General features: G+C 65.6%; 14 protein-coding genes. 4 read left to right on the top strand and 10 right to left on the bottom strand.

The window, feature by feature from the left end:
* Positions 1-36 precede the first annotated feature (36 nt).
* Genes E7681_RS17380 through E7681_RS17365 form a run of 4 tightly spaced genes read right to left on the bottom strand, consistent with a single transcriptional unit; the run spans position 37 to position 3,882 of the window.
* A complete protein-coding gene (locus E7681_RS17380; protein ID WP_136340532.1) occupies positions 37-1,062 on the bottom strand; it encodes an extracellular solute-binding protein in 1,026 nt (341 codons plus the stop codon).
* Between the two features lie 41 nt (positions 1,063-1,103).
* Positions 1,104-1,910 carry an ABC transporter permease gene (locus tag E7681_RS17375; RefSeq protein ID WP_136340531.1) on the bottom strand — a complete coding sequence of 269 codons (807 nt, stop codon included), beginning with the start codon at positions 1,908-1,910 and terminating at the stop codon, positions 1,104-1,106.
* On the bottom strand, positions 1,903-2,814 hold the full coding sequence (locus E7681_RS17370; RefSeq protein WP_136340530.1) for an ABC transporter permease: 912 nt from the start codon (positions 2,812-2,814) through the stop codon (positions 1,903-1,905). The genes E7681_RS17375 and E7681_RS17370 overlap by 8 nt, the downstream gene beginning before the upstream one ends.
* A gap of 3 nt (positions 2,815-2,817) precedes the next feature.
* Positions 2,818-3,882: an ABC transporter ATP-binding protein gene (locus tag E7681_RS17365; protein WP_136340529.1), complete on the bottom strand. Its 1,065-nt coding sequence runs from the start codon at positions 3,880-3,882 to the stop codon at positions 2,818-2,820.
* A 433-nt stretch (positions 3,883-4,315) separates the two neighbouring features.
* Between E7681_RS17365 and E7681_RS17360 the strand changes: the two genes are divergently transcribed.
* Positions 4,316-4,675: a PaaI family thioesterase gene (locus E7681_RS17360; RefSeq protein WP_211089821.1), complete on the top strand. Its 360-nt coding sequence runs from the start codon at positions 4,316-4,318 to the stop codon at positions 4,673-4,675.
* Between the two features lie 90 nt (positions 4,676-4,765).
* Here the strand turns inward: E7681_RS17360 and E7681_RS17355 are convergent, their stop codons facing one another.
* Positions 4,766-6,133 carry an aspartate aminotransferase family protein gene (locus tag E7681_RS17355; RefSeq protein ID WP_136340527.1) on the bottom strand — a complete coding sequence of 456 codons (1,368 nt, stop codon included), beginning with the start codon at positions 6,131-6,133 and terminating at the stop codon, positions 4,766-4,768.
* Between the two features lie 172 nt (positions 6,134-6,305).
* On the opposite strand from E7681_RS17355, the gene E7681_RS17350 reads away from it, so the two are divergent.
* From E7681_RS17350 to E7681_RS17340, 3 genes are read left to right on the top strand one after another with little or no spacing between them, the layout of a single operon-like run.
* Complete coding sequence (locus E7681_RS17350; RefSeq protein ID WP_136340526.1) at positions 6,306-7,490, top strand: M24 family metallopeptidase; 1,185 nt, start codon at positions 6,306-6,308, stop codon at positions 7,488-7,490.
* Positions 7,491-7,493: 3 nt separating this feature from the next.
* On the top strand, positions 7,494-8,663 hold the full coding sequence (argE, locus tag E7681_RS17345; RefSeq protein ID WP_136340525.1) for an acetylornithine deacetylase: 1,170 nt from the start codon (positions 7,494-7,496) through the stop codon (positions 8,661-8,663).
* Complete coding sequence (locus E7681_RS17340) at positions 8,644-9,312, top strand: GntR family transcriptional regulator (RefSeq protein ID WP_136340524.1); 669 nt, start codon at positions 8,644-8,646, stop codon at positions 9,310-9,312. The genes argE and E7681_RS17340 overlap by 20 nt, the downstream gene beginning before the upstream one ends.
* Here the strand turns inward: E7681_RS17340 and E7681_RS17335 are convergent.
* The 5 genes from E7681_RS17335 to E7681_RS17315 are packed head-to-tail and all read right to left on the bottom strand — an operon-like array spanning position 9,309 to position 13,807.
* Positions 9,309-10,040, bottom strand: a complete 732-nt coding sequence (locus E7681_RS17335) for an SDR family NAD(P)-dependent oxidoreductase (RefSeq protein ID WP_136340523.1) — start codon at positions 10,038-10,040, stop codon at positions 9,309-9,311. The two genes, E7681_RS17340 and E7681_RS17335, sit on opposite strands and share 4 nt — an antisense overlap.
* Positions 10,037-10,597: a DUF3833 domain-containing protein gene (locus E7681_RS17330; protein ID WP_136340522.1), complete on the bottom strand. Its 561-nt coding sequence runs from the start codon at positions 10,595-10,597 to the stop codon at positions 10,037-10,039. The genes E7681_RS17335 and E7681_RS17330 overlap by 4 nt, the downstream gene beginning before the upstream one ends.
* A gap of 14 nt (positions 10,598-10,611) precedes the next feature.
* On the bottom strand, positions 10,612-11,766 hold the full coding sequence (locus tag E7681_RS17325; RefSeq protein ID WP_136340521.1) for an SAM-dependent methyltransferase: 1,155 nt from the start codon (positions 11,764-11,766) through the stop codon (positions 10,612-10,614).
* Positions 11,742-12,512 (bottom strand): DUF1365 domain-containing protein, encoded by a 771-nt coding sequence (locus E7681_RS17320; protein ID WP_136340520.1) that lies wholly within the window; start codon positions 12,510-12,512, stop codon positions 11,742-11,744. The genes E7681_RS17325 and E7681_RS17320 overlap by 25 nt, the downstream gene beginning before the upstream one ends.
* The gene (locus E7681_RS17315; protein ID WP_136340519.1) at positions 12,509-13,807 is read right to left on the bottom strand and encodes an NAD(P)/FAD-dependent oxidoreductase; all 1,299 of its coding nucleotides are present in this window, start codon (positions 13,805-13,807) and stop codon (positions 12,509-12,511) included. The genes E7681_RS17320 and E7681_RS17315 overlap by 4 nt, the downstream gene beginning before the upstream one ends.
* Positions 13,808-13,829 lie beyond the last annotated feature (22 nt).

Genomic DNA, 13,829 nt, shown 5'->3' with positions numbered 1-13,829 from the left:
GCCCCGCAGGGCCCCGTTCTGTTTCGCCAGTGGCGCTTACTTCTGCAGTTCGGTCCAGATCGCGGTGTAGTAGGACTGCGCCTCGTCCGAGCAGGACAGGTTGAACCGGCCCGCCGATTTCAGCTCGTCCGGAACGACGATTTCCGGCGCGGTCTTCATGTCCTCGGGCATATACGCCTCGGACCCCGAAATCCCGTTGGCATAGCGCGCAAAGGACGAGATCATCGCGGCGTTTTCCGGGTCCATGATGAAGTTGATGAACAGCTTGGCGTTATCCACGTTGGCGGCGTCCTTCAGGATCGCGGCATTGTCCATCCACACGACATAGCCCTCTTTGGGGTAGCCATAGACCACGTCGGGGTTGTTCTTGCGGATACGGAAGGTCGAGCCGTTCCAGTTGACCGAGGCCATCACGTCGTTGTTCGACATCTTCTCGGTCATGCCATAGTCCATCGACATCCATTTCGGCTTGGCCGCCAGCAGGGCATCGCGCGCCTCTTTCAGCTTGGCCTTGTCGGTGGTGCAGGGTTCGCCGCCGACATACATCAGCGCCATCGACATCACGTCCTGCATTTCAGGGACCACGTTGACCTTGCCGATCAGTTCCTCGGGCGGGTCCATGAAGATCGCGGCGGTGTTCACGTCGCCCTTGTAGACCGTGGTGTTCACGGCGACACCGGTGGTGCCCCACTGCCACGGAACCGAGTATTCGCGGGCCGGATCCCAGACCACGTCTTTCCACTCGGGGGCGATGTTCTTGTAGTTCTCCATCTCGGGGATGCCCGCCTTCATCAGCAGGCCCTTTTCGACGTAGATAGGGATGTAGCTGTGGGTCGGCACCACGATGTCGAAACCGTGGCCGCCGGCCTCGATCTTGGTCAGGGCAGTGGTGTTGCTGTCATAGTCGGTGATGGTGACCTTGACGTTGTAGGTGTCCTCGAACTTCTTGATCAGATCGGGGTTGGTATAGTTGCCCCAGTTATAAATGTTCAGCGCGCCATCGGCGGCGGCGGCGCTGCCCATCAGCGCCAGGATCGCGGTGGTCTGGATCAGTTTCTTCATATTCTTGGTCCTCTCTCTTGTTTGGTCGTGAAATGCGCGGGTTAGTCCCGCGTTCTGGTCAGTATGAAAAACGCAGTCAGCATCAGCACGGTCAGGCCCAGTAGCGCGGTCGAGATCGCGTTGACCTCGGGGGTCACGGCGCGGCGCAGCTGGCCCAGCATGTAGGTGGGCAGAGTGTCCTGACCGGCGGATTTGACGAATTCGGTGATGATGACGTCATCCAGCGAGATGACGAAGGCCAGCATCGCCCCCGCGATCACGCCGGGCATCATCAGGGGCAGAGTCACCCGGCGGAATGTCTGCCAGGGCGTGGCGTAAAGGTCAGAGGCGGCGATCTCCAGCGACAGGTCCATCCCTTCCAGCCGGGCACGGATCGGCAGATAGGCGAAAGGGATGCAGAACGCCGCGTGGGCCAGGATCAGATAGCCCAACCCGGTATAGCCGGTGGCCACCTTGACGGCGGCAAACACGATCAGCAGGGCAACGGCGGTCACGATCTCGGGCACCATCAGCGGCTGGTTGATCATCACGTAGATCAGCGTCTCGCCCTTGAACCGCCCGGTCCGCGTGGTCGCCAGCGCGGCCATCGTCGCCACCGTCGTGGCAATCCCCGCCGCCGAGGCCGCAATGATCAGCGAGCGCAGCGTCGCCTCCTGCACCTGGGTGTTGTCCCAGGCGATGCCGTACCAGCGCAGCGAAAACCCGCCCCAGATCGCCACGGTTTCCGAGCCATTGAACGAATAGACCACCAGCGTCACGATCGGCAGGTACAGCGCGACAAAGGCCGTCAGCGCGATCGTCGCAAAGCCCGGCAGGCGCGTGACCGAGAAATCCTTGCGTTTAGCCATGGGGCCCCTCCCGGTTCGAGACGCGGACATAGGCCAGCAATGCCGCGCCCACGATCAGCAGCAACAGCATCGACAGGGCCGAGCCCAGCGGCCAGTTGCGGCCCTGTCCGAATTGCAGGTCGATGAAATTGCCGATCATCATGTTCTTGCCGCCCCCCAGCACGCGCGGGGTGACATAGGCACCCAGCGAGGGCACGAAGACCAGGATCGAGCCGGCGATGATCCCCGGCTTCACGATCGGCAGCACGATCCGCCGCAACACCCGCCAGCGCGAGGCGTAGAGGTCATAGGCGGCCTCGATCAGGGTGAAATCGAACCGGTCGATCGAGGCGTATAGCGGCAGCACCATCAGCGGCAGATAGACATAGGTCATGCCGATCAAAACGGCCGTGTCGGTGTACATGATTTGCAGGGGTTGCTCGATCAGACCCAGCGCCATCAGGGCCGAGTTCAGCAATCCCTGATTGCGGATCACCTCCATGATCGCGAAGGTGCGGATCAGCAGGTTTGTCCAGAACGGAATTGTGATCAAAAACAGCCAAAGCGCCCGTCGCCCGCGCGGCTGCGTGGCGATGAACCAGGCCGTCGGAAAGCCGAAGACAAAGGTCGTCAGCGTGGTCAGCAGGCTGAGTTTCACCGACCGCCAGAAGATCCGCAAATGCGCATCGGCCAGCCCGACCGTGTCATCGAAGATGTCGCGCTGAAAGAAAATCTGGAACCAACCATCCAGCGAGAAATTCCACCTCACGCCGGAATAATCGCCCGGTTCCAGAAAGGAATAGATCAGCACCACCATCAGCGGCCCCAGCGCCCCCAGCGCCAGAACCGTCAGGGCGGGGGCGGACAGCAACCAGTTGCGCCGGACCCGCGCCGCTTCGGCGATTTCTTCCGCTTGAGAGGCCATGCTTCAGTCCTCCAGCACCTGGATCGCCTCGGGCGCAAAGCCCAGGGTGATCGCCTGGCCTTCGTGCAGCGCCGCCTCGCCAGAGGGCGAGGTTTGCATCCGTGCCACGACCTCGGTGCCGTCGGACAGCCGCGCGTGGCTGTGCATGTCGGTGCCAAAATATACCAGTTGCGTGACGGTCGCGGACAGGCCCTGATCGGCGGGCCGGATCTGCTCGGGGCGCAGGGCGACGGTCACCTGACCCTGCCGCCCCTTGGTCTGCGCCGGGGTCAGATCGATGCGAAATCCGCCGGGCAGGGTCAGGGTCTGGCCGGACAGGTCGGCCGAAAGGAAGTTGGTTTCCCCAATGAAGTCAGCCACAAAACGGTTGGCGGGCTTGGTGTAGATATCCCGGGGCGACCCGATCTGAAGGATTTTCCCCGCGCTCATCACGCCGATCCGGTCGGACATGGTCAACGCCTCTTCCTGGTCATGGGTGACGAAGATGAAGGTGATCCCGGTCTCGGTTTGCAGGCGCTTCAGTTCGCTCTGCATCTCTTTGCGCAGCTTCAGATCCAGCGCGGACAGCGGCTCGTCCAGCAGCAAAACCTTGGGGCGAGGGGCCAGCGCGCGGGCCAGCGCGACGCGTTGTTGCTGCCCGCCCGACAGCTGCGAACAGCGCCGGTTGGCCATCGCCTCCAGCTTGACCAGAGCCAGCATCTCGGCGGCGGTTTCCTCGACTTCGCGCCTGGGGCGTCCCTGCATTTCCAGCCCGAATCCGACGTTCTGGGCGACCGTGAGATGCGGAAACAGCGCGTAATTCTGGAACACGGTATTGATCGGCCGCAGGTTCGGAGGGTCGGCTGTGATGTCATTTCCGTCCAGCAAAATCTGCCCGGCGGTGGGCGTCTCGAAGCCCGCGATCAGACGCAAAAGGGTGGTTTTCCCGCACCCCGATGGCCCCAGCAAGGTGAAGAATTCGCCTTTGCCAATCTGGACGGAAACGTCCTTCAACGCCACGACGGCAGCCTGGCCATCGCCGTAGGTTTTACGGGCCGAAATCGCCTCGACGGCGGGGGGGGTGGGCACGGGGGGGGCTCCTTTTTTGGCGCGTTATTTGATCAAATGATGCGGGGGTGGGGCCTTTCTGGCAAGGTTTTTGTCCGCGTAACCGGAGTTAAACCCGGCCCCTCAACCCCGTTTTGCCCAATTTTCACGCAGGATTTCGGCCTGGACTTTCGCGCTATTGGCGAAAAAATATCCCTGAAAACAAGGGTATGCGGGCCCTGCGGCGTCACCAGATGAACGCGCGCCACGTTCCGCTTTGCGATGGGCCCCGGATGGATAGGCTGGCCCGAGTATCTTTGTTTTTGCCAGACGGAAACCGCGCATGTCCTCGCTTTACTCGCCCGACCAGACCTTTGGCTGCATTCCGATGGAGCTGGCTATGTCATTGCCCGGAAGAGAGATTTTCCGAAAAATGATGGCCGGAGAGATTGATCCTCCGCCTATTTACAGAAAAATGAATCTAAAAATGACGGCCGCCGAGGACGGGCTGACGCGCCATGTCGGGCGGCCGGATGAAAGCGACTATAACCCCATCTCGACCGTGCATGGCGGCTGGATCGGCACCATTCTGGACGCGGCGATGGCCAGCTGCATCCATACGTTGTTGCCCGTCGGCATGGGCTTTACCACGTTGGAATATAAGGTGAATCTGGTCCGTCCGCTGACCGTGAAAACCGGAGGCGTCACCTGCGAAGGGCGCGTGATCCATTTTGGCCGGACCACCGCGACCAGCGAAGCGCGGCTGTCCGATGCCTCTGGCAAATTGCTGGCGCATGGGGTCGAAACATGCTCGATTTTTTCGATCAAATCCTGAGAAACCCCCGCCGGAACGAGGGTTTCACACGGGCTTAACCAGCCGAATCGTAAGAAAACGGGCGAAAATCGTACGCCCGTTTTTGCGGGGTCAGAGCACCTCGGCCACGGCCTCGACGGTGGCGGCGACGATGCGGTCGGCCTCGGGCCGGGTCAGGCAGAAGGGCGGGGCGAAGCCCAGAATGTCGCCCTGCGGCATCGCCCGCCCGATCACGCCACGCGACAGCAGTGCGGCGGCCAGACGCGGCCCGACCTTTTGCGCGGGGTCAAAGAAGGTGCGGTCGTCCCGGTCGGCGACGAACTCGACCGCGCAGAGCATGCCCTCGCCGCGGACCTCGCCCACGTTCGGGTGATCCGCCAGCGCGGCGCGCATCGTGTCGTTCAGATAGCGGCCAACGGTGGCGGCGTTGTCGATCAGGCTCAGCTGATCCAGCAGGCGCAGGTTGGCGACCCCGGCAGCGGCGCCAACCGGGTGGGCGGAGTAGGTCCAGCCATGCCCGATGGGGCCGTTTTCGTCAGTGCCCTGTTCCAGCACCTTCCACATGCGATCCCCGACGATGGAACCGGAGAGCGGCGCGTAGGCCGAGGTCAGGCCCTTGGCGATGGTGATCAGGTCGGGGCGGATGCCGTAATGATCGGAGCCGAACATGGAGCCGAGACGACCGAAGCCGGTCACGACCTCGTCCGCGATCAGCAGGATGTCGTGACGGTCCAGCACGGCCTGGATCGCGGGCCAGTAGCCCTCGGGCGGGGGGACGATGCCGCCGGTGCCAAGGACGGGTTCGCCGATGAAGGCGGCGATGGTGTCTGCGCCTTCGCTTTCGATCAGGGCCTCAAGCTCGGCCACGCAATGGGCGGTGAACTGCGCCTCGGTCATGTCGGGGCGGGGGCGGCGGAAGTAATAGGGCGCCTCGGTATGGATGACCTGCGACAGGGGCAGGTCGAATTTCGCATGGAACAGGCCAAGCCCGGTGAGCGAGCCGGTCATCAGGCCCGAGCCGTGATAGCCGCGCCAGCGCGAGATGATCTTCTTCTTCTCGGGGCGGCCGAGGATGTTGTTGTAGTACCAGACCAGCTTGATGTTGGTTTCGTTGGCATCCGAGCCGGAGAGGCCGAAATAGACCTTGCTCATGCCCTTGGGGGCGCGGTCCAGAACCATGTGGGCGAGGGTGATGCTGGCCTCGGTCCCGTGGCCGACATAGGCGTGGTAATAGGCCAGTTCGCGCGCCTGATCGGCGATGGCTTCGGCGATCTCGGGGCGGCCATAGCCGACGTTGACGCAGTAAAGCCCGGCGAACGCGTCCAGCAGGTCATTGCCGTCGCGGTCGGTGATGGTGCAGTCGCGGGCGGTACGGATGATGCGGCTGGGGGTCTCGCCGCGGGCGTGCTGGGCCAGGTGCGTGGACGGGTGGAAGAAGCTGTCGCGGTCCCATTGTGCCAGCTGGTCATTCGTCAGCATGTGCTGTCCTTTCGTGCGGTGATGCGTGGATTTCGATTGACGGGGCGGGCCCGGTTTGCGCAGAGTTGTGCACAACTGGCCTCGAGTCGCAACCCGGCAAATGCGGAATTATGCCTGATAGCGGGGAAACGGGCCGGGATGCATTCATCATATGTACACAAGTTGAGGTCACATGCCCGCCGGAGCTGCCCCCTTTACCGCCGCCGAATATGCCCGCCGCCTGGCCCTGACCCGCGCCGAGATGGCGCGCCGGGGGATCGAGCTGATGTTCGTCACCGACCCGTCCAACCAGGCGTGGCTGACGGGCTATGACGGCTGGTCCTTTTACGTGCATCAGGGCGTGTTGCTGCCGATGCAGGGCGATCCGATCTGGTGGGGGCGCTACATGGACAGCGTCGGCGCGGGGCGGACGTGCTGGATGGAGACGACCCATATCCACGGCTATGCCGACAATTACGTGCAATCGACCGAGCGCCACCCGATGCAGGATCTGGCCGGACATATCCGCCGTCTGGGCTTGGAAACCGCGCGGATCGGGGTCGAGATGGAGAACTACTATTACTCGGCCAAGGCCCATGCGGTGCTGGCCCAAGAGCTGCCGAATGCCGAACTGGTGGATGCGACGGCACTGGTGAACTGGCAGCGGATCGTGAAATCCGAGGAGGAGCTGGGATTCATCCGCAAGGCGGCGCGGATCTCCGAAAAGGTCATCACCACGGCGGTGGAAAAGGCCGAGCCGGGGCTGCGCAAGAACGAACTGGTGGCCGAGATCTACCATGCCGCGCTGACGGGCGTGGGCGAGGATTGGGGCGATTACCCGGCGATCGTGCCGCTGACGCCCTCGGGGCTGGATGCCACCGCCGCGCACCTGACGTGGAACGGCGAGAAGATGCGCGCGGGCGAGGCGACCTTCTTTGAGCTGTCGGGCTGCTATCGCCGCTATCACGCGCCTTTGTGCCGGACGGTGTATCTGGGCACCCCGCCGGACGAGATGCGGGCGGCGGAGGTCGCGCAGATGGAGGGGATCGAGGCGGGGCTGAACGCCGCGCGGGCGGGCAACCGGACCTGCGATATCGCCAACGCCTTCATGGATGCGCTGCGCCGTCACGGGATCAAGCGCGAGGGGCGGGCGGGCTATCCCGTCGGCCTGAGCTATCCGCCGGATTGGGGCGAGCGGACGGCCTCGATCCGCACTGAGGACCAGACGGTGTTGCAGCCGGGGATGGTGTTCCACTTCATGCCGGCGCTGTGGATGGACAGCTGGGGGCTGGAGACGACCGAGACGATCCTGATCCGCGAGGATGGCGCGGCCGAGGCGCTGTGCAACGTGCCGCGCAAGCTGTTCGTGAAGGGGTAGCGCATGGACGATCTGGCGCGGTGTCGGGATATTCTGGGCGATCTGATCGGGTTTCCGACAGTGACCAGCGACAGCAATCTGGCCTGCATCGCCTATATCGCGGAAAAGCTGGGCGAGGCAGGGGCGCGGGTGGAAATCCTGACTGACCCGAGTGGGCAGAAGGCGAACCTGTTCGCCACGCTGGGGCCGGAACGCTCGGGCGGGCTGGTGCTGTCGGGGCATACGGATGTGGTGCCGGTCGAGGACCAGCCGTGGACGACGGACCCCTGGCGGATGGAGGAGCGCGACGGGCGGCTTTACGGGCGCGGGGCCTGCGACATGAAGGGGTTCGTGGCGGCCTGTCTGGCCAAGCTGGACGTGCTGAAGGCGGCTGCGGTGGAGCGGCCGATCCATTTCGCCTTTACCCATGACGAGGAGATCGGCTGCGTCGGTGCGCGCGATCTGGTCGAGGTGCTGAAGGCGCGCGACGTGCGCCCGGCGCTGGCCGTGATCGGGGAACCGACGATGATGCAGGTGGTCGAGGGGCATAAGGGTTGCTGCGAATACACGGTAACCTTCACGGGGGCCGAGGGGCACGGATCGGACCCGGCGCGCGGGGTGAACGCGGTGGAATACGCGGCGCGGTATGTGAACCGGCTGCTGGAGCTGCGGCAGGCGCTGATGGATCGCTGCCCGCCGGGGTCTCGGTTTGAGCCGCCGTTCACCACGCTGAACGTGGGCGGGCTGCATGGCGGGCACTCGCACAACGTGATCGTCGGCAAGGCGGTGCTGGACTGGGAAATGCGGCCCGTGGTCTGGGACGATCTGGATTTCGTGAAGGCCGAGCTGGAGGCCTTTGTGGGCGACGTGCTGCTGCCGCAGATGCGGCGGGTGGCGCCGAATGCGGACATCACCACCCAGACAATCGGAGAGGTTGCAGGCCTGACCCCGATGGCGCAAAACGCGGCGCGGGATCTGATGTGCAAGCTGACCGGCGCGAATGGCGCGGGGCTGGTGCCGTTCGGGACCGAGGCGGGGCTGTTCCAGCAGATCGGCATGGACGCGGTGATCTGCGGGCCGGGCTCGATCGAGCAGGCGCACAAGCCTGACGAATACGTGGCGTTGGACCAGCTGGCCCAGTGCCTGCAAATGCTGGACCGGCTGGGGGCCGAGTATGGACGACGCGGCACTTGATACGATGACGGCGCGGGACCGGGTGGACCTGTTGCATCAGGAAATCCGCGACCGGATTTGCCTGCTGGATTATTTGCCGGGGTCTCGGCTGTCGGAAACCGAGCTGGCGCAGGAATTCGGCATCTCGCGCACCCCGTTGCGGCGGGTGCTGGCGCGGCTGGAGGACGAGGGGCTGCTGCGCTCGGTCCACGGGGTGGGGACGATGGTCACCGACGTGGATTACGCGGAACTGGCGCAGGTCTACCGGCTGCGCAAGGAGCTGGTGCTGCTGCAAACCCGGCTGGACCCGGTGCCGGTGAGTGACGCTTTGCTGGCGCGGGTGCGGGCGATTTTGCAGCGGGCGGAGGGGTTGGAGAGCGCGCCCTCGGCCCGCGAATTCATGCGGATGGATCGGGACATGTTCCTGGCGCTGCTGGAGCTGACCGATAATGCGCCGCTCAGGCAGATGTCGGAGCGGCTGTATTTCCGGACGGCGCGGATCTGGTTGCAGCAGGTGACGGCCTCGCACATCGACTTGATGCAGGAATGCCGGATCTACGCGCGCGAGGCGGCCGAGATCCTGAACGCGCTGGAACTGGGCGATCTGGACGCGGTGGGGCATATCCGGCGGGCGCATATCTCGCTGAGTTTTGCGCGGATGAAGGGCTAGCCGAACAGGCGCAGGAACAGCCGGTAGGGCAGGAAACGGCCCCATGTGAATACCCATGAAAAAGGCGCGGGGAAATCGGTCTGGAACCGGCCCGAGCGGATCGCGCGCAGGGCGTGGCGGGCGGCGGTTTCAGGCTCCATCATCTGCGGCATGTCGAAATCGTTCAGCGCGGTCAGGCGGGTGCGGATGAAGCCGGGGTTGATCAGGCTGACGCGGGTGCCGGTGCCGCGCAGGTCGGCGTAGAGCGTTTGCGCCAGATGCATCAGCGCGGATTTCGAGGCGCCGTAGCCGATGGCCCCCGGCAGGCCGCGATGCCCGGCAAGCGAGCCGATCAGCACCAGATGCCCGGCATCGCGGGCGGTGCAGTGCGGGACGGCGTGGTTCAGCACATGGACGGCCCCCATGAAATTGGTCTGGCACATCCGGGTGACGGCGGGGGCGTCCCAGTCTTGCGCGGTCATCGGGGCGTAGGTGCCGGCGCAGTAGATCAGGCCGTGCCAGTCGCCCGCCTGCTCAAAGGCGGCGGCGACCGAGGCGGGGTCGGTCGCGTCCATCGGCAGGGCTTGGGCGTTGTCGAGCGTGTTGGCGAGATCGGTCAGGCGCTGGGCGTTGCGGGCCGACAGGATCAGGCGTGCGCCTTGAGCATTCAGGGCTTGGGCGAGGGCGCGGCCCAGCCCCTCGGACGCGCCGACGATCCACCATGTTTGCCCGGCGAAGGGCTGGGTCATTGGCCCGGCCCGTGCGGGATCGGTCGCATGACGGCGGTCAGTTCGGCCACTTTCAGGCCGAACTTGCGCAGCTCGGAGCGGTTGAGGATGGTGCCGTCGTCCAGCAGATACAGCCAGTCGGTGACGTCAAGGACGTGGCCGCCGGCGTCGGGCTCCAGCCGGATGCGGTAGGTCAGGCGGGCGGTGCAGCCGGATTGCTGGCCGTGTGCGGTGCCGATGATGTCGGGGGCAGTGGCGGTGAAAGCGCCGTTTTCACCCATGCGCAGGGTCCATTCGCGGTGCTGGGTGCGGCCGGTGGCGTAGGTGAAATCCTCGGACAGGATGCCGAGGTCGCCCTGCCAGTCCCCGTGCATCCGGGCGGTAAACCGGGCGGACAGGCGGCCGGTGGGGCCGTGGATCATGCCCTCGCACTGGATCGGGCCGCTGAGGGCGTAGCGGATGTCCATCGCGGGGCCGGTGCCGGTGTAATCGGCGGGGCGCTGGTTGCGAAAGCCAAGGCCGGGGCGCCAGAGCGCCAGCACAAGCAACAGGACAAGGGTGAGGAGGAGGGCGGTCATGGGTGTCTCGGGTGTCAGGCGTGGGTCAGGCGGACCTGAACGACGTCGGTCTGGCCGGTGGCGAAAGAGGCGGCGCAGATGTCCAGGTAATAGCGCCAGCTGCGCAGGAAGCGCGGGCCGTAGCCCAGCGTTTGCAGCTTTGGCGCGGCCTCGGTCAGGCGCTGGGCCCAGAGGCGGCAGGTCTGGCCGTAATCCGGCCCGAAGGCAAAGCTGTCGGCGACGTGCAGCCCGGCGCGGCGGGCCTGATCGGCGATCACCCCGTCCGACAGCAGCATCCCGCCGGGAAAGGTGTGCTGGCGGATGTAGTCCGAGCTGGTCCGGTAGGTTGGGAAGTAGTCGTCGGACACGGTGATGGCCTGGATCATGGCAGTGCCGCCTTCGGCCAGTCGGTCCTTGAGGGTGCGGAAATAGGTGGGCCAGTAGCGTTCGCCCACGGCCTCGATCATCTCGATCGAGACGATGTTGTCGAAGCGGCCGGTCTGGGCGCGGTAGTCGCGCAGCTCGATCCGGGCGCGGCCGTCGAGGCGGGCGTCGGCATAGCCCTTCTGGCTGGGCGACAGGGTGATGCCGGTGACGGCGTGACCCCGGCGGGCGGCGGCCTCGGCGAAGCCACCCCAGCCGCAGCCGATTTCCAGAATGGATTCGCCGGTCATGGCGTCCAGCACACGGTCGTTCTTGCGGGCCTGCGCGCTGTGCAGGTCAAGGCCGGGGCGGTCGAACAGGGCGGCCGAATAGGTCATGCCGGGGTCCAGCCAGAGCTGGTAAAACTCGTTCCCGACATCGTAATGGGCGCGGATATTGCGCGAGGCCCCCCGGCGCGAATTGGCGCGCAGCACGCGGTCGGCCAGCCGGTATTTCAGCCCCGCCCAGAAGCCCGGATAGGCATAGGCCGTCAGCGCGGACAGGTTCAGCAGGGCGACTTGCACCAGCGCCTCGACATCCGGAGAGTCCCACAGCCCGTCGACGTAGCTTTCGCCCAGACCGATATCACCGCGCGCGGCCAGGGCGGTGACGACGGCCCAGTCGCGGATCTGCATCTCGGCCTCGGGGGTGCCGGCGCCAAAGCGGTGGGTGTCGCCCTCGGGGGTGCGCAGGGTCAGGGTGCCGCGCGTGATGCGGGCGCAGCTGTCCAGAAAGTCGTGCTTCACGCGTCGGGTGAGGAGGTGCATGGGGTGATCTCCGATTGCGGGGGCAGGGGGCGGGTGCGGTAGCGCGCGCCCTTGAGTTTCAGGCGTAGCGCCTGCCAGTAGATCAGCGCGACGGTGCGCATGGCCCCGGCGGGGCGGCGCAGGGTGGCGGACAGGATAGCGGCGTTGGTCAGCGGGCGGCGTGGGCCGGTCAGCGTGGCGACCAGACCCTGCGCGCCGTTCTGATGCGCGATGCGGATGGCGATGCGGTCGGGCGATATGTCGAAGGTAAAGCGGTAGCCGCCCGCGATGTCCTGAAACGGCGAGACGTGAAAGATCTTTTGCGCGTCGACCGGGGTCTGGCCGGTGAGCGGGGCGAAGCCGGGCAGGTGGCACAGGTAGTTGTGGCGGTCGCCGAAGGTGTTGTTGACCTCGGCGATCACGGCCAGCAGGTCATCGCCTGCAAAGGCCAGCCAGAAGCTGATGGGGTTGAACACGTAGCCCAGGATCGCGGGCTGGGTCAGCAGGTACAGCCGGTAGGGGCCGGGCAGACCGGCGCGGGCCAGCTGGTTGCGCGCCCAGTCGGCCCCCAGACCCGCGCCGCGCGGGCCGCCGTGGTCGCGGTCACGCACGCAAAGCAGGTTCCAGCGGTTGCGCGAGAACAGCGCGGGGCCCGAGCGGTCCTCGGGCTCCAGCAGGACGTAATCCACGCCGTAGCGAAAGGCGTTGCGGATCTCGCCCCGGCGGGCGTGGGTGGTGATCCCGGGGATATGCTGGGGCGCGGTCATTCTGCGGCCAGACGGGCAGGGGTTTGCTGGCCGATCGCCTCGGCCACGCGGACGGCGCTGGCAAATCCGTCCTCGTGAAAGCCGTGGCGCAGCCAGGCACCGGCGAACCATGTGTTATTGGCGCCCTGCATCGCGGCGATGCGGGTTTGGGCGGCCAGTGCGGCGCGGTCGAAGACCGGGTGGCGGAAGGTGTGGGCGTCGTAGATCGCGGCCTCTTGCACCGGGTGGGCGGGGTTGAGGGTGACGAACAGCGGGTCGGTTTCGGGGATGCCCTGCAGGCGGTTCATCCAGTAGGTCACGCCGATCTGCGAGCGCTGCTCGCCCGTTTGGGCCTGGTACACCCACGATGACCAGCAGGACCGGCGGCGCGGCATCTGCGTGATATCGCGGTGCAGCACCATCTGATTGTCCTGATAGCGGATGTCCGAGAGGGCGCGGCGTTCCTCAGTCGTCGGATGGGCCAGCAGTTTCAGCGCGGTGTCCGAGTGGCAGGCCAAGATAACCTGGTCATAGGTTTCGGCGGGGGCGTCGTGCAGGTGCACGGTGGCCTGACCGGGCAGGCGGGTGACGGCGCGGACGGGGGCTTTGGTGCGGATCTGGACACCGCGGGCGCGCAGGTTCGCCTCGAGCCGCCGGACGTACTCGATGCTGCCGCCCGAGACGGTCCACCATTGGTGCTGGCCGGTGGCGGACAGCAGGGCGTGGTTGCGGAAGAACTGCACCAACGCGCGGGCGGGGAAATCACGGATGCCGCTGGCAGGGGTCGACCAGATCGCGCCGCAGACCGGCAGCAGGTAGTAGTCGCGGAACCAGCGGCCGAGGTTCAGCTGTTCGATCAGGTCGCCGATGGTCAGGTCGTCCGAGGTGGCGGCGGCCTCGGCCTGCGCGTTGAAATGCAGGATGTCGCGGACCATGCGGGCGAAACCGGGGCGCAGCAGGTTGCGTTTCTGGCCGATCAGGGCGGAAAGATCGCGCAGGCCGTACTCGACCCGGCCGCCGTCGATGGTGGCGCCAAAGGACATGTCCGAGCGGTGCACCGGCACGTCCAGATCCGCGAACATCCGGGTCAGGTGCGGGTAGTTCACGTAGTTGAACACGATGAAGCCGGTATCGACGGGCTGATCGCCGTTTCGGCCCGCAAGGACCGTGCGGGCATGGCCGCCCAGGCGGGGCTCGGATTCATAGAGGGTGACGTGGTGGCGGCCTTGCAGCAGCCAGGCGGCGGCCAGACCCGAGATGCCTCCGCCGATGATGGCGATGCGCTGGCCGTTGGAATGGGGCAGGTCGAAGGACATTGTTTCTCCGCGATTTTTCTGG

Source organism: Thalassobius vesicularis, from assembly GCF_004799325.1.
In the GTDB taxonomy this organism is placed as follows: domain Bacteria; phylum Pseudomonadota; class Alphaproteobacteria; order Rhodobacterales; family Rhodobacteraceae; genus Thalassobius; species Thalassobius vesicularis.
The sequence above is the reverse complement of the archived record's forward strand: the minus strand, read 5'-3'. Positions and strand labels throughout refer to the sequence as shown.